This is a genomic window from Halorubrum sp. Ib24 (genome assembly GCF_002252745.1).
Taxonomy (GTDB): Archaea; Halobacteriota; Halobacteria; order Halobacteriales; family Haloferacaceae; genus Halorubrum.
On sequence record NZ_NHOX01000003.1, the window covers coordinates 18,517 to 39,121 of the forward strand.

Consider the following 20,605-nt stretch of genomic DNA (forward strand, 5'->3'; position numbering starts at 1 on the left):
GTCAGTCCTCCGCGGGCAGGCGGTCGGAACCGGTGTCCTGCCCGTTCCGCGCGCTCGACTCGTCGTCCGGACCCGACAGCCAGTCCGGGTCCGTCGCGGCCGACTCCGGCGGCTCCTCGCCGCGGTAGATGACGCCCTTCGACTCGGCGGTGAGGTCGCTCGCCGGCCCGTCGAAGACGAGCTCGCCGGCGTGGAGTCCGAGGATTCGGTCCGCGTACGCCTCCGCGAGGTCGACCTCGTGGATGTTGATCAGCACGGGCACGTCGCGATCCTCGGCGATGTCGGTGAGCAGCTCCATCACGTTGCGGGAGGTCTCGGGGTCGAGGCTCGAGGTCGGCTCGTCGGCCAGCAGGATCTTCGGCTCTTGGACGACCGCCCTCGCGATGCCGACGCGTTGGCTCTGCCCGCCGGAGAGCTCGTCGACCCGTTTGTCCTCCATGCCGTCGAGCCCGACGAGTTCCAGCAGCTCGTAGGCCCGCTTGACGTCCTCCGGCGGGAAGTTCCGTCGGAGCGCGGCCCAGTTCGAGAGGTAGCCGAGCCGCCCGGAGAGCACGTTCTCCATCACCGTGAGCCGCTCGACGAGGTTGTACTCCTGGAACACCATCCCGATGTTCCGGCGCGCGTCCCGCAGCCCGTCGTCGTCCAGCGCGGTCAGCTCCGTGTCATCGAGGCGGACGCTCCCTGCCGTCGGCTCGACCAGCCGGTTGATACACCGGACGAACGTGCTCTTGCCGGCCCCGCTCGGGCCGATCATCGCGACGACCTCGCGGCCGTCGATCCGCACGGAGACGTCGCTGAGCGCTTCGTCACCGGTTGGATACGTCTTTCCAAGCTTCTCCGTTTCGAGCATGGTTCAGAGGTTCCCGCTCTCGTACTCGACGCCGTTGTATCGTTGGATGATCAGGATGTCGTTGAAGACGTTCTTGTAGTCGATTTCAACGTACTCGGCCTCACCGGTGTTTTCGGCGTACTCGGTGTCCGTCCAGTCGGTCCCGATGGTCGCTTCCTTGATCCCTTCGACGATATCCGGGTGGAGGTCGTAGCGGTGGACCATCGGCCCCGGCGGGAACGGGTTGCTCGCCCAGACCAGTTTGAAATCGTCGTAGTCGATGTCCTCCGTCGACCCGATGAGGTCATCGACGCAGGTGCTACAGATCGGCCCGGCGTCGTAGTCGCTCGCCGCGATGCCGCGGGCGGTCTGGTCGTGGCCGCCCGAGAAGTTGACTTCGTAGTCCTCTCCGGCCGTCACGTCGAAGAACTGGTCGAACAGCGCCGACGGCGCCTGATTACCGGAATTCGACGCCGGCTCGGAGTGTGCGATTTTGACGTCGTCGCGCGCGAAGTCGTCGACGGACTGGATGTCGTGCTCGTCGTCGCGGGTGACCGCCAGCAGCCGGTAGCCGAACTGTCCGGAGGGACTTATCGGGACCGCGAACGGAACGACGCCGCCGAGGTTGACCCCGAAGGCGGACGTTCCGGTCGAGATATCGCCCAGGTGTCCGCGCCCCGCCCGGAACCGCTCGACCGTCGCCGCGTTGGAGTCGACGGGCTGCCACTCGACCGTCCGGCCCGTCGTCTCCTCGAGCCGGTCCAGCAGCGGCTGGATGGTATCCTGATACTGCGACTGGCCGGACTCGCCGGGCTTGTCCACGAAGATGAGCGGGTCGGGGTCGACCCACTCGCTCTCGTCGTCGGGCAGCTCCCGTGGCGGGCTGCCGTGAGCTATCTCCTCGACGTCTTGGTTCCGCATGTTCTCCAGGTCCGTCTGGCTCCCCTGGAAGTAGTCGTTCTCCGAGACCGCCGTCATCAGGTAGTTGTTCTCCTCCCACCCGGGCTCTGCGGGATCGAACTCCGAGGCGTCCGCGAGCATCGGGTCGCCCGATCCGCCGTCGCCGCCATCACCGCCGTCACCGCCGTCCTCGTCGCCCGAATCGAGGCCCGCCCCGGCCTCGCCGTCGCCGCTCCCGCCGGAACAGCCCGCCAGCCCGGCAATTCCGACGGCCCCGCCGGCCAGAATAAATCGCCGTCTCGAACTCGTCTCCGTCCGTCCGCCGGTGTCTTCCACCATTACGCTCTCACGATCGCGTATTCGGCGTATGAAGGCTGCTATGAATTGTATGGGGTGGTTTCGAGAGATACGGACCGGTGCGTGTTACTAGATAGTAATCCGTACCGGTCGGGAGCGGTACATATCTCTTCGCCTACTCGAACCGCTTCCGGACGCTCTCCGCGTGCGCCTCCAACCCCTCGGCCTCCGCGAGCGTCGTGACCGTCTCCGAGAGGTCGGCGAGCGCGTCGCGGTCGAGCCGCTGGACCGTCGACGACCGGAGGAAGGTGTCGACGGAGAGCCCGCCGTAGCGCTTCGCGCCGCCGTTCGTCGGCAGCACGTGGTTCGTCCCGGCCGCGTAGTCGCCGGCGGCGACGGGCGAGTACGCCCCGAGGAAGACGGAGCCGGCGTTCGTGATCCGATCTAAGAGGGCCTCGTCGTCGTCGGCGACGATCGAGAGGTGCTCGGCCGCGTACTCCTCGGCGAACAGCACGGCCTCGGGCATCGACCGGGCGCAGAGGACGCCGGAGGCGTCGTTGTCGAGGGCGGCCCGGATCGTCTCTTCACGCTCGCGGTCCGCGGCCTGCTCGTCGACCGCCTCGGCGACGGCGGCGGCGAGGTCGGCGTCGGCGGTGACGGCGACCACGGAGGCGTTCGGGTCGTGCTCGGCCTGCGCGACGAGGTCGGCCGCGACGAGTTCGGGGTCGGCCGTCTCGTCCGCGAGCACGAGCACCTCGCTCGGCCCCGCGAGGAAGTCGATCTCGACGTCGCCCTGCACGACCGCCTTCGCGGCGGTGACCCACTTGTTGCCCGGGCCGACCACCTTCTGCGCGCTCGTCACCGTCTCCGTCCCGTACGCGAGCGCGGCGATCGCCTGCGCGCCGCCGACCTGGTACACCGCGTCGGCGCCGGCCTCGTGGACCGCCGCGAGGGTGACCGGATTCAGGTCCTCGGCCGGCGGGGTCGCGACCGCGACGTGGTCGACGCCCGCGACCGTCGCCGGGATGACCCCCATCAGCGCGCTGGAGGGGTACGCGGCCGCGCCGCCGGGCACGTACACCCCCGCGCGGTCGATCGGCCGGAACCGGCGGCCCAGCTCTCGGCCGCCGAACTCGTCGCGCCAGTCCTCGGGGCGCTGCCGCTCGTGGAACTCGCGGACGTTGGCGGCGGCTTCTCGGACCGCGTCGAGGACCGGATCGTTCGCGTCGTCGAGCTCGGCGTGCGCGCGCTGGGCGTCGTCGGTGACGTCGATGTTGCCGACGGTGACGCCGTCGAACTCCTCGGCGAACTCCCGCAGCGCGACGTCGCCCTCCTCGCGCACTCTGCCGACGATCTCCGCCACGTCGTCGCGGACCGCGTCGACGCCGGCGTCGCGCTCGAAGAAGGCGCGCCGTTCGGCGGGCGAGAGGTCGGCGACGGTTCGTACGTCCATGCGCTCACTCCGGGCCGCGGTCAAAAGGGCGTTCCGACTCGGCGCACCCCGGGCGCGAGGGCGGTCGGCGCGTCTCCCCGTCTCACTCCAACCGTCTGACCCCGGTCACGTCGAGCGTCGCGAGCGCGACGAGGACCGCCAGCAGCCCCGCCGCGGCGAAGAGGATCGGCGCGGACAGCGCCACGGCCAGCTCGTAGGGCGCGACGAGGCGAGTCGTGCCGCGGACGACGAACGAGAGGAAGACGAGCCCGAACGCGAGCAGGGCGAGCCCGACGAAGCGGGAGCGGTTCATTCGGCGCCTCCGGGCCCCGTTCAGTCCGACTGCGCGACGCCCGAGCCGTGCGGTCCGTGCTCGCGATGGTCGCGCGTGCCGTCGAAGCCGCGACACATCTCGTAGAACACCGCTTCCGGGTCCTTGTTCCACTGCCACTTCCAGCGCGTCCGGACGAGCAGCGAGATCTTGCGGGCGAAGGAGAGCTCCGGCGTCGTCGACACCGTGTCGTACCCCAGGTCCCGGATGAGCCGGTGGTGGTCCGCGTACAGCACCGCCGCGAGCAACACCGCCAGCTGACAGTCCTCGGGGAGGTACTTGATCCCCGCGACCCCCTCCTCGTAGAGCCGCTCGGTCCGGGCGAGCTCCTCGCGGACCGCGGCCGCGACGTCGACGTCGAACTCCAGCTCGAGGATCTGCTCCTCGCTAACGTCGTGTCGCCGGAGGGTCTCTAGGGGGAGGTACACCCGGCCGCGCTCGACGACGTCCTCGCGGACGTCGCGGATGAAGTTCGTCATCTGGAACGCCTCGCCGAGCTTGGTGGCGTGCGGAAGCGCCGCCGCCTCGGTCTCCTCGTCGAGGTCCATGATCGCGGTCATCATCCGCCCGACCGCGGCCGCGGAGCCGTCCATGTACGTCTCCAGCTCCTCGTACGTCTCGTAGCGGTCGGTGTCGATGTCGCTCTCCATCGCGTCGACGAACGAGCGGACGTCCTCGTCGGCGATCCCGTGTTCCGCTTTCACCTCGGCGAACGCCTCCAACACGGGGTCGTCGGTCGGCTCCTCGCCGAGAGCGGCCCGCCGGAGCCGGTCGAGCTCGGCGCGCTGTTCGGCCGGCGGCCCGGTGTCCTCGGCGTCGACGACCTCGTCGGCGATCCTGAAGAAACCGTACAGAACGTACGTTGCATGGCGGATCCGCTTCGGAAGCAGCCGGGTGGCGACGTGGAAGGTCTTGCCCGTGCGACGCTGGATCCGCTTGCTCCGGGCAACCTGTGTGTGCTCTACCATGGTGACCCCTGCCGGTCGGAGAGGAGGGTCAAGAGCGGGTCGCCGGTCATAAGGCAAAAATCGGCCTCCAAGAACATAACAGTTCGCACATCCATTGTTGTTTTCATGTCGGCTATCCGTTAATTCCGTGTTTATTCGGGAGACGCGAAGGAGGCGCGCCACCGGCGAAAACTCGGGCTCGGCGCCGCCTCGCGGTCAGTAGAACGTGTCGCTGCAGTCGTACACGACCCCGTGGGCCGGGCAGACGTACTTGCAGTGTCTGTGGTACATCGGGCTCTCGCAGATCGGGCACGGCCGACCGCCGGACCCGCCGGTCGGCCCGCCGCCCGTGTTCCCACCGCCGTCGCCCTCGCTCATGCGGTTCAGTACGGTCGCCGGAGGCATAACCGATCCCCTCCGCGCCGCGAGGCCGCCTCTCGCGGTCGCTCCGACCCACTGTAAGTATCGGTCTCCCTGACCAGTCAGGCCGACGCCAGCGAGTCGTACACCGACTGCGCGACGCGCTCCTCGCCGAACGGGAGCGTCAACACGCCGCCCCAGCCGTCCTCGGTGAGCGCGCTCACCGTCGGCTCGTCCAACTCGACCCGCCGGACCTCGGTCCCGTCGAGGGCCATCGACACGACGAACCGCTCCGGCTCGTCGACCGCGCCGGACGCGGCCAGTCGCTCCTGGAAGGCGTCGATCCCGTCGTCGCCGAGCGCGACGTACACGAGGTACTCGCCGTCGTCGTCGAAGACGCCCTCGACCTCGTCGAGGTCGCCGGCGCCGAACAGCCGCCGGTCGTCCTCGCCGTCCCGGAGGAGCCGCGCCTCGAACGGGGCCTCCGGATCGACGTCGACCGCGCCGGCCGGACCGCCGCTCTCGTCGCCTCCGGTCGAGCCGCCGCCGACCGGATCGTCGTCGATCGCTCCGTCGCCGGACGCGCCGTCGCCGCCCTCGCCGTCCGTCACCGCCGTCGCCCCGGCGAAGCCGACGGCACCGACCGCGCACGCGGCCCCCACCCCGGCGAGCATTCCGCGTCGAGAGAGTTCCATACTCGACGGTCCCCGTCGGGGTTCAAAAGGGTTACACGCCGATTCACGCCGCTGATAACGGGTCCCGGTGGCGGCTTCGGCGGCTCACTATCAGCCCCCGCCGGCTCACGCGTCCGCGAACTCAACCTCCTCGCGCAGCGTCGTCTCGCCGAACAGCCAGTCCGCGTGGTCGACGGCGTACTCGCGGTGGTCCTCGGTGATGTAGCCGAGCGCGTCCTCGACGACGACGGGACGGTAATCACGCAGGCCTGCGCTGCCGGCCGTGTGAAGGACGCAGACGTTCGCGAGCGTTCCGCAGATCAGCAGGTCGTCGATCCCGTGCGCGTCGAGGTACCCCTCCAGCTCGGTCCGGTAAAAGGCGTCGTAGGTGTGCTTCTCGACGACGTGGTCGTCAGTGCGGACGTCGAGCCCCTCGACGAGCTCGGCGTCCCACGACCCCTCGACGACGTGTTCGCCCCAGCGGTCGAACTCGTCGTAGTAGTGCGTCTCGTCGAACTGCTCCGGCGGGTGGACGTCGCGGGTGTAGACGACGCTCGCGCCCGCCTCGCGCGCCTGCTCGACCAGCGCCGTCACCGGCCCGATCGCCGCCTCGCTCGGTTCGGCGTAAAGGCTCCCGTCCGGGTGACAGAAGCCGTTCTGCATGTCGACGACGATCACCGCGGTCTCGGTCGGATCGTACGGCATACGCGGCGATTGGGGTCCCGGTGTGAAAAATGCGAAGCCGGCCGTCGCGTCGCCGCCGGCCACCGACGGACCGGCAAACTACTTACCGGGTCGGTTGTAATCGCCACTATGCGACGGGTTCTCACCCTCTCGGTCGTCGCCGCGATCGCACTCCTCTCGCTCGGGGTCGGGGGAGTCGCCGCTGGCCCGGTCGCGGATAGCGTCGCTCCCAGTCAGACCGCGGATAGCGTCGCTTCCGGTCCGACGGACGTCGCCGCCGGCGACGTCCCCCGAAGCGCGACCGCCGCCGAGTGCGACGCGGGCGACGGGACGGAGGTCGTCGGCTGCTGGAACGGAACCCACTACGAGGCGGAGCTGTCGTTCAACCAGAGCGACGGCCTCAACGAGTCCGAGCTGGAGGCGCTGACGCACCTGACGATGGCGCGCGTCGAGCACATCCGCGAGCGACCGTTCCGGGAGGACGTGCCGGTCGAGACGGTTTCCCGGGAGGAGTTCATGAACGACTCGGCCGGCGGGAACAACAGCAGCGAGGCGTTCCGCCGCTGGAACGACCAGGTGTGGGAGGCGCTGTTCGTCGTCGGCGAGGAGGAGAACGCGAACGACGAGATCGACTCGGTGTTCGGCGGCGCCGTCTCCGGTTTCTACTCGCCGGCTCAGGACCGGATCGTCCTCGTCGTCGCCGAGGGCGAGGAGACGCGGATCGACCCCTCGACGCTGGCGCACGAGCTCGTCCACGGGATGCAAGACCAGTACCACGACCTCACGCGGCCCCGCTACGCCGGCGCCACGCAGGACGGCGACCTCGCGGTCGCCGGCATCGTCGAGGGGGAGGCCGTCCACATCGAGGAGCGCTACGCCGCCCGCTGCGCGGCCAACTGGACCTGCATCGACGCGCGGCGGCGGGCGCGGGGCGCGGGTTCCGGCGGCCGACTTCAACTTCGGCATCCTCCAGACCGTGCTCCAGCCGTACTCCGACGGCGCGCTCTACGTCGAGGAACTCGTCGAGGAGAGCGGCTGGGAGGCGGTCAACGAGACGATGACGAACCCGCCGGGGAGCACCGCCGAGGTGATCCACCGGAACCCCGACTACGAGACCCGCAACGTGACGTTCGAGGACACGGCGACCGGCGACTGGGAGACGTACCCCGATCAGGGGGTCGACGGCGCCGAGACGACCGGCGAGGCGTCGATGTTCGTCATGTTCTGGTACCAGAGCCTCGAGTACGGGTACCCGGTGCTCGAGCCCGAGACGAGCGCGGGGGCGAACGTCCGGATCCACACGCAGCCGGACGAGGAGCTCCAGACCCGCGCGAACTACAACTACGCCCACGAGTCGACCGACGGCTGGGCGGGCGACGAGCTCTACCCGTACCGCGCCGGCGACGGCGACGACGCCCGCGACGGGTACGTCTGGGTGACCGAGTGGCAGACGACCGCCGACGCCGCGGACTTCCGCGAGACGTACGTCGAGATGGTAACCGCCCACGGCGACGACGAGTACGAGGCGGGACGGGTGTACGAGATCGACGACGGCGACTTCCCCGGCGCCTACGGCGTCGTCCGAGACGGGACGCGCGTGACGATCGTCCACGCCCCGGAGCCCGGCGGCGTGCTCGAACTGCGCCCCGCGCTGACCCTCGCGCCCCCGCGACCGGGACTGGTGCGACGCGGCGACGGCGTGACGGACGGTGCCGACGGCACGAACGGTGACGGACGGTCGGACGGCGGACGACGGAAACGATCCGGGTCGGACGGCGACGGCCCGGACGGCTCGTCCGGGCCGGACGCCTCGGACCTGCGACGAGGCGCCCGATTCGTGAGTCGTCGCCGGCCTCCTCGGGGCTGCTGTTGCGGCGTGTCGCTGCTCGCCGCCGGTCGCCGGGGACTGAGTCGCTCGCGCGCCGGCGGCACGAGTGTCGCCGCGACGCGCGGGCCGGGACCCGTTACCGCGGGCCTGGACCCGGAGCCGCTTTGCTCCCCCGCGCGGGCGTTTATCCCGTGTATGACCGAGTCGACATCGTCGGACGCGGCCGCGATCCGCGACGCCGGGCGACGGACGCGTACTTCGAGCGACAGAGGCCGCGGTGGACCGCGGCGTTTTGTACGGCCGGAAAACCCGCGGTCGTCGCGAGTGACGCCGACCGTCCCCGACGCGCTTCGAGCTGTTCGCCGGCTGAAGACGCGTCCGCGCTGTTGGAGGGCCGCGGACTCGGACGTCGACGCGATCCCCGGGAGGGCGGTTGTTCGACGGCGGCCCGGTGATGCGGATCGAGGGGCGTACCGGGAGTTCGCGCGGCTGGGAGACCTCGCTCTTGGGCTTCCTCTCGCACGGCCTCCGGGGGGGGAAAAAAATGGCGACCGCCGCGCTCGGACTGCCGGGCCCGCGCGGAGTCGCAGGTGCTCCTTCTGCGCGCGCCACGTGCACCCCCGATGAACGGCGGCGTGGCGGTCCGCGCTCGTGGGCGGTTCGACGGCTTCTCGCACGTGGGCCGCCGGCGACCTTATCGGCCGGCGGAGGCGTCGGACGATGCCGCACGCCCTCTCGATCTGCTCGGCCGCGGCGAGCAGAGCGGCTGGGCGCGCCTTCGACGGAGGCCGGTCGGACGGAGTCGTGCCGCGGATCGCCCTCTGTTGACAACCTACTCGACGAGGTGACGGACCGCTCCGGGCGGTCGCGGGCTCGGCGCCGGCTGGACGGGTCCGGCTTCGGACACCACCGGGTCGCGCCGCGCGAACTTCGGCACATCGTCCGCGAGTTCCAGTGGGAGGCTCGACGCCGCGGCACGCCGAATCGTCGGCTGTACGTCTCCTCGGCGGGCTCGAGTCCCGCGACCTCCGCGAGCTTCCGCGACGTCGCCGACGGCTTACGGCGTGGGCGGCTACGTCTCCAACGCCGACCCCGTTGACTTCGCGCCTCACCCTCGTCGCCGTCGACGGCGAGCCGGCCGCGAAGCGCGGGGAAGCTTCGGGCGCGAAGGCCGTCTACCTCACCGCCGGACGGCGCGACGCGGGTGGACTGGGCCGACCGATCGGGGCCCGAGGACGCCGGAGTCGCTCATGGGCCGCGATCCGCGACGGCGGGTCGTCCCGGCACGCGACGACCTCGCGTCCGCGGCGGAGCGGGCGCTCGCGGACGCGGAGCGGTCGGCTACGGGCGGATAGCGGTCGGCTACGGTGCCGACGACCGAGAAACGGAGAAGAACAGTCGATTTCGGCCGTTACAAGCTCCTCGACGGCGCCTTCCGTCGGGCGCTTCTCGGAACACCTGTCCCTCGATGAGCGTCACCATCGTGTCGTCGTCCTCCAGGCAGTCGGGGGAGAGCTTCGCCTTTCCGGCAGGCGCTCGCGAGAGGAACTCGGCGCCGGACCAGCCGTTCTCGACGGGGACCGCGGGTAGAGCAGCCGTGCGACGTTGCCGCCGTCGTACGGCGGACCGCCGTGGGTGCGATCTGCAGGTCGGCGAGGGGGTCGTTCGTGAGCCACCGTGTTCGAGACGGACGGAAACACGGGAGACGGTGATGTTGTCGAGGTCCTTGGGCTCGACCTCCGGGATCCGCAGAGGTCGCCGGAGGCGGCCTTGATGGCGGCCTCGACGATTGGCGTGCCGAGCTGGTGGACTGTTTCCCAGGCGCCCGCGCAGCCGCGGAGGCGGCGCGGCCCTCTCGGTGGATTGCCAAAGTCGAACGAACGCCGGTGCGGGCGGTATTTTTAACGCCTCGCGCATGTGCTGCCGGTTGTTCACTTGTCCGTGTCGGGACGAACGACTCGCCCGCCTCCGCGCGAGTTCTACCGCTCGTGCACCGTCGTCTACGGAACAGGCTGAACGGTCTGGGCTCGGACATGTAGTCCATTACGTTGCTGACGACTTTGAACGCTTCCCTTGCGAACTGATGGCACGGCATCCCGCCGAGCGCTTCGATTTCCCCGGTTCCACGCGGCGGTGGACCCCGTGTCGCCGGGCGGGGTTGGACCCCCGTTCGCGGCGGTCGAACACGCTCGTCCTCGGGGTCGCGGCCGCACCCGCCGTCGAATTAGGCCGTCGTTACCGTCGCGGCGCGCTCGGGACCCCCGCTCCGACCGGATCGCTTATTCGCGGTCGCGGGCAACGTCGACCCGGACAGAGGGAGCCCGACTCCCGTGCCTCTGGCATGAGGAAAGTCCCCCCACCGGCCGGACGGGCGACCGGGCACACGCCCGGAGTCGGAGACGGCGGGCTCTGGAACAGCAACGACACCCCCCGCCCCGACCCGTGATTCGCGCGAACCGACCCGCGAGGGAAGGGAGTTAACCCGAGGAGGATCGACGGGTGGGAACGGATGGAACGGCGAATCCTCGCCGGTGCAAGTCCGCGCCATAAGGTAGTCCGGCCACGGCGCGGACGCTTAGCCGAATGTCGGGACGAACCGAAGGGGGCTTACTCCCCTCAGTCCGCTTCTACTCGGTAGTTGCAGATGTTCTGGTTGTTTATAACCGGTTGTCGACTGCGTATCGGTGAACACCTCCAAGGCCCCAGTCGCGACGGCTCGCGCGGCTTGCTGTGTTCCTCGCTCGGTCGCTTTCGCTCCCTCGCTGCGGTACTTGCTGCGCCGCGCTTCGCCCTCGCGACAGCGAGGCGCTTCGCGCCTCTGGCAGCCGTCGGCGGTCCGAAACGCCCCCTGTCGCTCGTCTTTTTAAATGGGGAGCAGCGCCGCGCCGCCGCCGGCCGCCTCCTGAATCTCGTCGCCGTAGGCGATCGAGATGTACAGGATGGTGAAGATGACGGCGTTGTGGAGGCCGTGAAGCAGCGCCGGGACGACGAGGTTCTCGGTGTACTCGTACACCGCGCCGAAGACGATGCTCGGGAGGAAGAGGATGGCGATGGTGGTGAGCCGCGCGGAGGCGCCGCCGGTCAGCGCCATCACGTGGACGGCGGCGAAGATCGCGGAGGCGATGAGGATCGCGGGCGCCGGCGACAGCGACTCCCGGAGCCGTCCCTGGACGACGCCGCGGTACAGGATCTCCTCGGAGGGGCCGATCACGAGGAACGAGGCCGCGATGAGGAGCGGGATGATCGCGGGGTTCCGCATCGCCAGCTCCGCGCTCTGGTTCGAGGCGGCCTCGGTCCCGAGCTGCTGGATCACGATCGAGACGACGATGATCGTGACGAGGATGAGCGCCCAGCTCCCGACGATCAGGCCGATCTCCTTCAGGCTCGGGCGCCGCACGCCGAGGTACGCGACGATCCCGGACCGGTCGAGCCCGCGCCACGCGAGGTAGCCGAGCGCCAGCCCGCCGAACGCGACGTACTGGCCCAAAACGAGCGTGATAACGAGGGTCACGGCGAGCGGGAGCCCGCCCGTCACCGCGTTGAGACCGAGCACCACGCCCCCGCTGGCGAGGGCGATCGCGGGGCCGAGCGCCCCCAAGAGCAAGGCCGTGACGATCGCGATCCCGACGCCGCGGCCGTCGGACCCGTCGGACGCCGTCGGCGAGGCGGTGCCGTCGGCGGTCGCCGGCCCGTCGCCGGTCGCGGCCGAGCCGTCCGCCGGCTCGCCGCCGTCGGGAGCGCTCGACTCCCGTCGCGTCCCGTCGTCGCTGGAGGGGTCAGGCATTACCCGGCGTACGGGCCGACGCATAATAGGGCTGTTCGTGCGCCGCGCTCGCGACCCCCCGGAAGCCCCCGTCAGCGGTGCAGCAGCTCGTACCAGAGCACGGCGGTCACGGCCCGCCCGTCGCGGAGCCCCTCGTCGACGACCGCTTCGAGCAGGTCGTCGTACGGGACCGTCTCGACCGCGATCGACTCGTTGTGGTCGAGGTCGCGCTCGGCGGTGGGTTCACACCCCGTCGCGAGGAAGTGGTGGTGGACCGAGTCCGCCATCCCGTTCGTCGGCTCCACCGACGTCAGGCGCTCGAAGGCGTCGGCCTCGTACCCCGTCTCCTCGGCGAGCTCGCGGGCGGCGGCGCGTTCGAGGTCGTCGGCGTCCGCCGACTCGACCGTCCCGGCGGGGATCCCGCGGTTGACGCGGCCGACCGCCTGCCGCCACTCGTCGATCACGACGACGTCGCCGTCGGGGGTCAGCGGGAGCACCACGACCGCCGGCGGCTCGTCGACGTAGTGGAACCCGTCCGTCTCGCCGTCCGGGAAGCGCACCTCGTCGCGGCGCACGTCGAAGCCGGGGCAGCGGTAGTCGATGTCGGTGTCGAGCGTCTCCCACGACAGATCGTCCATGCGTCGGAGTCGGCGCTCGGGCACCTAAATCCCCTCACTCGGACGGGGCCTCACCGCTTCGGGACCGAAGCGCCTCCGCGGCTCGGGCCGCGGCCGCGCCGCCGACCCACGCGAGCGTCCCCAGGACCACGGCCTCGACGCCGACGAAGGCGAGCCCGTCGGGTCCGACGAGCGCGGCGACGCGCTCGCCGAGGGGCCGCCCCGAGAGGCCCAGCAGGTAGTGGTCCGCGTTGTACCCGAGGAGCGCGCCGTAGACGGACGCCCACGCCAGCGCCAGCCCGGCCCGTCGATAGGCGAGGACCGCGGCCGCGAGGACGCCGACGACCGCGGCGTCGCCCGCGAGGAACACGACCCCGCCGGAGACCTCGAACGCCTCGACCGCGTAGGCGGCGAAGACGGCGAGGAAGAGCAGCGGCGGACGAAGCCTATACCGACGCGGGCGAGCCGTTCCGGTTCGAGCCGAGGAGGACGCGGCGAGCGAGGGACAAGCCTCCGAATCGCCGCGCTCGCCTGATAAATCCACGCGCCGATTCCGGCGCCGGAGGGTCCCTCACCCCCAGTCGCCGAGCGACGCCTGCCCGTCGCCGCGCTCGCTCGCCCGTCGGTCTCGGGCCTCGTCGGTCTCGCCCTCGTCCTCGGCGCCCGGCTCGCCGTCCACCCAGTCGGTGAGCTTCCCGCCGTCGCCGCCGCCTGCGGCCGACCCGGTCCCCGTCCCGCGGGCGCGGTCGCCGGCGCTCTTCCCCCCGCTCCCGCCGGCGCTCGTCCCCCCGCTCCCGCCGGCGCTCGTTCCCTCGCCGTCGCCCGGATCGAACCCACCGAGGGTCGCCTGGTCGCTCTCGGCGAAGTCGAGGTTGGAGACCCGCACGCCAAGCTTTCTGACCCGGTCTCCGTCGAACTCCCCGAGGAGGTCGAACGCGACCGACTCCACGAGGTCGGGGTCGTCGACCGGACCGGGGAGGCTCCGTGCCCGCGTGTTGACATCGTAGGGCGGCTCGACCGCCTTGATCCCGATGGTGCGGTAGAGGCAGCCCCGCTCGCGGGCCCGACGGGCCACGTCCGCCGCCAGCGCCGCCACCGTCTCGCGCTTCGTCTCCCGGTCGGCGGTCGGCGACAGCGACGACTCCCGCGAGAGGCTCTTGGGGAGCCCGGTCGGCGTGACCTCCCGGTCGTCGTCGCCGCGGGCGCGCCGGTGGAGCTCCGGGCCGCGCTCCCCCAGTTCGTCGGCGAGTCCGTCGGGGTCGGCCGCGGCGAGGTCGGCGGCGGTCTCGATCCCCATCTCGGCGAGCGTCCGCTCCGTCACGGGGCCGACGCCGTGGATCTCGGCGGTCGGTAGCGGCGCGAGGAAGGACTCGACAGAACCGGGCGGCACGACGACGAGCCCGTCCGGCTTGTCGGCGTCGCTGGCGACCTCGGCGGTCGACATGTTCGGCGCCACGCCGACGCTCGCGGGCACCCCGGCCTCCCGCTCGATGCGCTCCTTGACGTGCCGGGCGTACCCTTCCGCGAGGGTACGCGCCTCGGCGGGGCCGGCCGCGGCGCTCTCCCCCTCCGCGGCGTCCCACGCGGTCCGGTCGGTGACGTCGAGGTACGCCTCGTCGACGCTCACCTCGCGGAGCGTGTCGGCGCAGTCCCGGAGGACGGCCTTCACGTCGCCCGCGACTTCCCTATAAAATCCGAGGTCGACGGGCAGGTACCGGCCGGCCGCCTCGGGGTCCGGCGCGTCCGAGTCGTCCGGGTCGGCGTCGGCGCGGCGGGGGAGCAGGTCGAGCGCCTCGGAGATCGGCATCGCGCTCTCGACGCCGAACGCGCGGGCCTCGTAGCTCGCGGTCGCGACGGCGCCGACCGTCTCACCGTCCTCGTACCCCATCCCGACGACGACGGGTTCGCCCGCGAGCTCTGGTCGCCGCAGGCGCTCGCAGGAGGCGTAAAAGCAGTCCATGTCGACGTGGAACACGACGCGGTCGCTCCCGTCCGCCTCGTCGGTCGCCGTCCCGGGGAGCGTGCCGCCCGCCATCGCCCGACCGTCCGCGCCGCGCCGACTTAACGATCAGCCACGCGCGGCGGCAGTGGAACCGGTCGGTCGGGCGACCGACCCTCAGCCGCGCCCCGACCGGCCCCCTCGCTCCGTACTCAGAACTGATACCCGGGGCGACATCCGTTTATGAGTCGGCGACGTATCCGCCCGCATGCCCGAACGGATCGACGTGTTACACGTCGACGACGACCCCTCCGTGCTCGACCTCACGGAGGCGTACCTCGAACGCGAACTGGACGATGTCGCGGTAACGAGCGTCACGGCGGCGGCGGACGCCCTCGACGAGCTCGACGGCGGGCGGTTCGACTGCATCGTCAGCGACTACGACATGCCCGGCATGGACGGGCTGGAGTTCTTCGACCGGCTCCGCGAGACGGACCGCTCGATCCCCTTCGTGCTGTACACCGGGAAGGGGAGCGAGGAGATCGCGAGCCGCGCGCTCAACGCTGGCGTCACCGGCTACTTCCAGAAGGGAGGCCCGGAGCAGCTCCGACGGCTCGCGAACCGAGTCCACCAGGCTGTCGACGAGCACCGCACTCGGGAGATCGCGGACCGCTACTCGACGGTCATCGACGCGCTCGGCTATCCCGTGTACGTCGTCGACGAGACCGGAACGTTCGAGTTCGTCAACGAGCCGTTCGCGGAGCTGACCGGCTACGACGTCGAGGAGATCGTCGAAAGCACGCCCGGACTTATAAAAGGCGACGACGCGGTCGCCGAGTCCGAGGACCGGCTCGGAACCATCCTCTCCAGCACCGGTCCGGACATCCAGCGGTTCCGGGTCGACATCGAGCCGAAGCAGGGGGAGCCGATCCCCTGTCGGGACCACATGGCGGCGCTGCCGTACGACGGCGACTGCTTCGAGGGGAGCGTCGGCATCCTGCGCGACGTCTCGGACGAGGTGGAGCGGCGCGAGGAGCTGGAGACGAAGACCCGCGCGCTCGACGAGGCGCCGGTCGGTATCACCATCACCGACCCCGACCGCACGGACAACCCGATGGAGTACGTCAACGACCGGTTCGTCGAGATGACCGGCTACGACCGCGAGGAGTCGATCGGGGTCAACTGCCGGTTCCTACAGGGTCCGGACACCGACGAGGAGTCGGTCGCGCAGCTCCGCGAGGCGATCGAGGCGGAGGAGCCCGCTAGCTTCGAACTCCTGAACTACCGGAAGGACGGGACCGAGTTCTGGAACCGCGTCAGCGTCGCGCCGATCCGCGGCGCGAACGGGCGCGTCACCGAGTGGGTCGGCTTCCAGCAGGACATCACGGCGTTCAAGCAGCGCGAGGCGGCGCTCGAACGACAGAACGAGCGGCTCGACTCCTTCGCGGGCATCGTCTCGCACGACCTCCGGAACCCGCTCAACGTCGCGCAGGGTCGCCTCGACCTGGCGCGGACGATGGCGGACGAGGGCGCCGAACACCTCGACGCCGCGGCCGACGCGCTCGACCGGATCGAGTCCATCGTCGAGCACACCCTCACGCTCGCCCGCGACGGGGAGACCGTCGGCGACCCCGAGCCGGTGTCGGTCGCGGGCGTCGCCGCGGACGCTAGGGAGACGGTCGACACCGAGTCCGCCGAGCTGACGGTCGAGACCGACCGGGAGGTGCTCGCCGACCCCGACCGACTCCGGAACCTCTTCGAGAACCTCGTCCGGAACGCCGTGGAGCACGGCGGGTCGGACGTCTCGATCCGCGTCGGCGACCTCGACGACGGCTTCTACGTCGCCGACGACGGCCCGGGGATCCCCGGGGACGTCGCCGGCGATCTCTTCGAGCCCGGCCGGACCGGCGTTGAGGGCAACACCGGCTTCGGGCTGGCGATCGTCCAAGAGATCGCCACCGCGCACGGCTGGGCCGTCGCGGCGACCGAGTCCGCCGAGGGCGGCGCGCGCTTCGAGGTCCGCGGGATCGAGCGCCGCCAGCCGCCGGTGCCCGAATCGTAGCGGCCGACGCTCACCGTCGACGGATCGTCCCGGCTCTCCCGGCTGGACCGCCCGGAACCGGAACGACTCCCGCCGTTCGCAAACACCTTTGTGGTCCCGACCGAAGCGGAGGGAAATGGGGACGCTCTCCGGCATCGCCGACACCGACCGGCGAGTCATCGTGCTCGCGCTCGCCCGGATGGTTGGGGCCGCCGGCAACTCCTTCCTCATCGTCGTGCTGCCGCTGTACATCGCGAGCGACCTGATCGACGTCAGCGCGCTCCTCGGGACCGAGGTCGGTGTGGGCGCGGCGGCGGTCACGGTGACCGAGCCGCTCCTCATCGGGATCGTCCTCTCGCTTTTCGGCTTCCTCAACAGCCTCTCGCAGCCGATTACCGGGCGGCTCTCGGACCGGATAGGGGTCCGTCGCCCGTTCGTGCTGATCGGGATCCTCCTCTTGGGCACCGCGAGCGGGCTCTACACGGTCGTGACCGTCTACTGGCAGCTCGTCGTCCTGCGGGCGATCCAGGGGTTCGGCGCGGCGCTGATCATCCCCGCGACGGTCGCGTTAGTCAACGAGTACGCGTCGGCCGACGCCGACCGCGGCGGCAACTTCGGCGTGTACAACACCTTCCGGCTGATCGGGTTCGGCTTCGGTCCGGTGCTGGCCGGCGCCGTCGTCGAGGCGGGCCCGTACGACCTCTCGCCGATCGGCCTCCCCGTGATCGACGGCTTCGACGCCGCCTTCGCCGCCGCCTGCGGCGGGGCGTACCTCAGCTTCGCCCTCGTCTTCCTGCTCGTCCGCGACGCGGCCGAGTCCAGCGAGGCGAGCGACGACCTCTCGATCCGCGTGCGCGGCGAGGACCGCCTGCTCGACCCCGTCTTCGCGCTGGGGCTGGCGACGGTGGCGATGGGGATGTGCATCGCGCTGTTCGCGACGCTCCAGAACCAGGTGAACGTCCGGCTCGACCAGGCGCCGGTGTGGTTCGGGCTCCAGTTCGCGGCCGTCACGATCGCGAACGTGCTCCTGCAGGTGCCCGTCGGGCAGGCCAGCGACCGGATCGGGCGCCGACCGTTCCTGCTCGCCGGCTTCGCGCTCCTCGTCCCGACGACGCTGCTGCAGGGGATCGTCACCGACCCGGTCGTGATGACGCTCGTCCGGCTGGCGCAGGGGGTCGCCGTCGCGTGCGTCTTCGCGCCGTCGCTCGCGCTCGCCGGCGACCTCGCGCGGGAGGGCGAGTCGGGGACGACGCTGTCGGTGCTCACGATGGGGTTCGGCTTCGGCGTCGCGCTCGGTCCCCTCGCGTCCGGCTGGCTCGTCGGCTTCGGGTTCGTCGTCCCCTTCGCGGTCGGCGCGGGGCTCGCGGTCGTCGCGTTCGCCGCGGTCGTGACGCAGGTCGAGGAGACGCTCGGCGCGAGCGACGACGCCGGCGCGGCCGCGGCGGACTGACGTATATAAGTGACCGTCGTCCGAACGACCGCTCGTGTCGAACGACCGCGTCCGCTGCGTCGACTGCCGGGAGCCGATCGCGAGCGACGCCCGGGTCTGCCCCCACTGCGAGGCGGTCCAGCCGTCGCCGCTCGTCGACGTCGGGGTGGCCGTCGCCGGCGTCTTCGCGTTCGCCTTCGGCCTGCTCCTCTCGATGCTGACGATCGGGACGAGCCGGCTGCTCGGCTTCCTGCTGCTCGTCGTCGGCTTCGGCCTCGCCGTCGGCGGCTACACGCGCCACGTGGACCGTCAGGCGGGGCGGCGGGCGCGGTGAGACCGACGCGCTGGTAGTGTTTAGATAAGCTGATTCCAAGCAAAGGCGAACGCTTGCAACCAATTTTCAGCGGTACTCGGCTCAGCATGGCTGAACGTATTTGAGAACTGGTTTGTCCGTCGTTTCACTTCACGAAAGACACGTTCGACGGCATTCCGATTCCCATGTGTGACGTGTTGGAATCGGAGCCCGTGACGATGACAGGCTGCCTGCAACCACGGAGCACCATCGACGAGAAAGGTCGCGTCGTCAACCTGATGTTTCTCACGGAGTTCCGAGAGAAACATCAAGGAGATCGCGGTTGTTCTCGTCGGATAGAGCCGAACATGGAGGAGACGGTTCGTGTCGGGATCGACAGCAGCGTACAGCCAATATCGCTCAGAATCGAGCTGAATCACGGTTTCATCGACCGCAACGTGATTCGGGTTGGCACCGTCTGTCGGCTGTAAATCGGCTTTCTGCACCCACCGATGAACGGTGGTTCGATGGCGATCGACACCCAACTTCTCAAGAATCGAGACGGTATCCGAAAGTGATAGTCCAGCCAAATGGAGCCGGATACCGAGCTTCATCGCCGGCTCGGGTGTCGCCTCTCGCTCCAGAAAATCTAACTCGATACAACCGCTATCGCCGTCGAGGCGGTCGAAACTGAGCATAGACCACTCGATCTTTTGACCGCCTCACCCTTCGACCTTATCTCAACACCGCCGTGCGAAGTGGAAGAACTAACTTTACTCGCCAGCCTCAACACCAACAGATGGCGTACGAGTACACCGGCGACGTCCACGAAGACCTCGTCGAGTCCTATCGAGCAGGCGAATCGTCCCTCCCGAGTGACACCTCGCGGGTCTATCCTCCCCGCGATTCTCTGCGTGATGAACCACCTCTCCTCAAACAGCTCCTGTTTCCCCGATGCTGGAACGCGACGGAGCTGCTGGACGATCCCGACGAAACTCGTGCCCGCCTGACCGAGCTCGGCAGCTGCATACACACGGGTATCACGGCCTATTCGGATCGTGACGCAGACGATTTGACCGCGATCGTCGAACGGACGCTCGACCGGTTGCCGGCGATTCGACGGACCCTCGAAAAGGATGTCGAGGCCGCGTATAAGGGCGATCCCGCAGCAAAGAGCAACTGTGAGATCATCCGGTCGTATCCCGGATTCCACGCGATCATGACCCACAGGGTGGCGCACATCCTCTACGAGGAGGACAGCTTCGAGTACGCTCGCGAACTCGCCGAGTACTCGAAGGTCGAGACGGGCATCGACATCCATCCAGGTGCGGAGATCGGTGAGTATTTTTTCATCGACCACGGGACCGGGGTCGTCATCGGCGAGACAGCGACGGTCGGCGACTGGGTCCGGATCTACCAGAACGTCACTCTCGGCGCACTCCACTTCGAGGAGGAAGAGGGTGAGGACCACATGCTGGCGAAAGATTATAAGCGTCATCCCGACATCGGCGATCACGTCGTCATCGGTGCCGGAAGCAACGTACTCGGGACGATAGAAATCGGCGACCACGTGAGCATCGGTGCGAACGCCTGGGTGACCGACGACGTCCCGGACGACACGAGCGTGTTCATTTCGGATCACCCCGATCAGGAGCAGAAATCGAACAGGTAGTGGCTTCGGAGTTCACGGACAGTACGCGACACAACTCGGTTACGAAGCGCCGTCTCGTGTTCAAGACCGGGTCGAGGCTGCAAGGACGGCTCATACCCTTTGATTTTGGCGGATTTCGGGCACCGCCGGTTGGCACGGATCTGCGAGAATGACGGCTACTTCGTCAGCCGACTGAAACAGAACGCAAACCCGGTGATAACAGAGGAACTCCGCGAATACCGTGGCGACGCCATTCGCTTGGAGGGAAAACAGATCCACAACGTTGTAGACGATCTCTACCGCACGTGTATCGACGTAGAAGTGGACGTAGAGTTCAAACTGGAACCGTACAACGGCACCCGCTCGTTAGATACGAGGCGATTCCGCGTCGTCGGCGTCCGCAACGAGGACGCCGACGAGTATCACCCGTACATCACGAACCTCCCACGAGAAGAGCTTCTCCCGTCGGATCTAGCAACCCTGTATCGGTGCCGGTGAGAGGTAGAGCTGCTGTTTCGTGAACGTCAACGACGGCAGCGCGTACTGGGAGATTCGCGCCCCCTTTCGGCGGTCACTCAGGCAAGCGAAGCG

Annotated in this window: 18 protein-coding genes, 1 other RNA gene and 2 pseudogenes; 7 read left to right on the forward strand and 14 right to left on the reverse strand. The window is 69.5% G+C overall.

Translation table 11 applies throughout. The features are described 5' to 3' along the window. Position 1 precedes the first annotated feature (1 nt). The 8 genes from phnC to DJ82_RS00540 form a co-directional block, all read right to left on the reverse strand. Entirely contained in the window at positions 2–850 is an 849-nt protein-coding gene (gene phnC / locus DJ82_RS00510; RefSeq protein ID WP_094580804.1) for a phosphonate ABC transporter ATP-binding protein, read from the reverse strand. Positions 851–853: 3 nt separating this feature from the next. Continuing rightward, the gene (gene phnD / locus DJ82_RS00515; protein ID WP_094580805.1) at positions 854–2,068 is read right to left on the reverse strand and encodes a phosphate/phosphite/phosphonate ABC transporter substrate-binding protein; all 1,215 of its coding nucleotides are present in this window, start codon (positions 2,066–2,068) and stop codon (positions 854–856) included. A 133-nt stretch (positions 2,069–2,201) separates the two neighbouring features. Continuing rightward, complete coding sequence (hisD, locus tag DJ82_RS00520) at positions 2,202–3,479, reverse strand: histidinol dehydrogenase (protein WP_094557690.1); 1,278 nt, start codon at positions 3,477–3,479, stop codon at positions 2,202–2,204. Positions 3,480–3,561: 82 nt separating this feature from the next. After that, entirely contained in the window at positions 3,562–3,771 is a 210-nt protein-coding gene (locus DJ82_RS00525; RefSeq protein WP_094521851.1) for a hypothetical protein, read from the reverse strand. Between the two features lie 20 nt (positions 3,772–3,791). Then, positions 3,792–4,757: a phytoene/squalene synthase family protein gene (locus DJ82_RS00530; RefSeq protein WP_094580806.1), complete on the reverse strand. Its 966-nt coding sequence runs from the start codon at positions 4,755–4,757 to the stop codon at positions 3,792–3,794. A gap of 195 nt (positions 4,758–4,952) precedes the next feature. Further along, complete coding sequence (locus DJ82_RS15605) at positions 4,953–5,042, reverse strand: HVO_2523 family zinc finger protein (protein ID WP_394338177.1); 90 nt, start codon at positions 5,040–5,042, stop codon at positions 4,953–4,955. Positions 5,043–5,218: 176 nt separating this feature from the next. Then, a complete protein-coding gene (locus DJ82_RS00535) occupies positions 5,219–5,791 on the reverse strand; it encodes a hypothetical protein (protein ID WP_094557691.1) in 573 nt (190 codons plus the stop codon). 105 nt (positions 5,792–5,896) lie between these two features. Beyond that, the gene (locus tag DJ82_RS00540; protein WP_094521854.1) at positions 5,897–6,475 is read right to left on the reverse strand and encodes a cysteine hydrolase family protein; all 579 of its coding nucleotides are present in this window, start codon (positions 6,473–6,475) and stop codon (positions 5,897–5,899) included. A gap of 108 nt (positions 6,476–6,583) precedes the next feature. Between DJ82_RS00540 and DJ82_RS00545 the strand changes: the two are divergent. Next, positions 6,584–8,348, forward strand: a pseudogene (locus tag DJ82_RS00545) (Hvo_1808 family surface protein); the annotation flags it as partial. Positions 8,349–9,644: 1,296 nt separating this feature from the next. Here the strand turns inward: DJ82_RS00545 and DJ82_RS15610 are convergent. Then, on the reverse strand, positions 9,645–10,217 hold the full coding sequence (locus DJ82_RS15610) for an AMMECR1 domain-containing protein (protein ID WP_094580807.1): 573 nt from the start codon (positions 10,215–10,217) through the stop codon (positions 9,645–9,647). Between the two features lie 374 nt (positions 10,218–10,591). On the opposite strand from DJ82_RS15610, the gene rnpB reads away from it, so the two are divergent. Further along, positions 10,592–10,904, forward strand: an RNA gene (rnpB, locus tag DJ82_RS00560) — RNase P RNA component. Between the two features lie 241 nt (positions 10,905–11,145). Here rnpB and DJ82_RS00565 read toward each other — a convergent pair. The 4 genes from DJ82_RS00565 to DJ82_RS00580 form a co-directional block, all read right to left on the reverse strand. Beyond that, positions 11,146–12,066 carry a CPBP family intramembrane glutamic endopeptidase gene (locus tag DJ82_RS00565; protein ID WP_094521904.1) on the reverse strand — a complete coding sequence of 307 codons (921 nt, stop codon included), beginning with the start codon at positions 12,064–12,066 and terminating at the stop codon, positions 11,146–11,148. Between the two features lie 71 nt (positions 12,067–12,137). Next, complete coding sequence (locus tag DJ82_RS00570; protein WP_094521905.1) at positions 12,138–12,683, reverse strand: NUDIX hydrolase; 546 nt, start codon at positions 12,681–12,683, stop codon at positions 12,138–12,140. Positions 12,684–12,717: 34 nt separating this feature from the next. Further along, the gene (locus DJ82_RS00575) at positions 12,718–13,206 is read right to left on the reverse strand and encodes a hypothetical protein (protein ID WP_241881350.1); all 489 of its coding nucleotides are present in this window, start codon (positions 13,204–13,206) and stop codon (positions 12,718–12,720) included. Between the two features lie 27 nt (positions 13,207–13,233). Then, positions 13,234–14,697: a DNA polymerase IV gene (locus DJ82_RS00580; protein ID WP_094580808.1), complete on the reverse strand. Its 1,464-nt coding sequence runs from the start codon at positions 14,695–14,697 to the stop codon at positions 13,234–13,236. 172 nt (positions 14,698–14,869) lie between these two features. Here DJ82_RS00580 and DJ82_RS00585 point away from each other — a divergent pair, with 172 nt between their 5' ends. The 3 genes from DJ82_RS00585 (at position 14,870) to DJ82_RS00595 (ending at position 18,405) form a co-directional block, all read left to right on the forward strand. After that, positions 14,870–16,663 (forward strand): PAS domain S-box protein, encoded by a 1,794-nt coding sequence (locus tag DJ82_RS00585; RefSeq protein WP_094580809.1) that lies wholly within the window; start codon positions 14,870–14,872, stop codon positions 16,661–16,663. A gap of 115 nt (positions 16,664–16,778) precedes the next feature. Then, positions 16,779–18,092: an MFS transporter gene (locus tag DJ82_RS00590; protein ID WP_094580810.1), complete on the forward strand. Its 1,314-nt coding sequence runs from the start codon at positions 16,779–16,781 to the stop codon at positions 18,090–18,092. Between the two features lie 34 nt (positions 18,093–18,126). Next, positions 18,127–18,405, forward strand: a complete 279-nt coding sequence (locus tag DJ82_RS00595; protein ID WP_094521910.1) for a zinc ribbon domain-containing protein — start codon at positions 18,127–18,129, stop codon at positions 18,403–18,405. Positions 18,406–18,425: 20 nt separating this feature from the next. Here the strand turns inward: DJ82_RS00595 and DJ82_RS00600 are convergent, their stop codons facing one another. Then, entirely contained in the window at positions 18,426–19,061 is a 636-nt protein-coding gene (locus DJ82_RS00600) for an IS6 family transposase (RefSeq protein WP_094580811.1), read from the reverse strand. A 101-nt stretch (positions 19,062–19,162) separates the two neighbouring features. Here DJ82_RS00600 and epsC point away from each other — a divergent pair, with 101 nt between their 5' ends. Both epsC and DJ82_RS00610 read left to right on the forward strand, forming a co-directional pair. After that, complete coding sequence (gene epsC, locus DJ82_RS00605) at positions 19,163–20,035, forward strand: serine O-acetyltransferase EpsC (RefSeq protein WP_094558087.1); 873 nt, start codon at positions 19,163–19,165, stop codon at positions 20,033–20,035. A gap of 56 nt (positions 20,036–20,091) precedes the next feature. Then, a pseudogene (locus tag DJ82_RS00610) lies at positions 20,092–20,509 on the forward strand (IS4 family transposase); the annotation flags it as partial. Between the last annotated feature and the right edge of the window lie 96 nt (positions 20,510–20,605).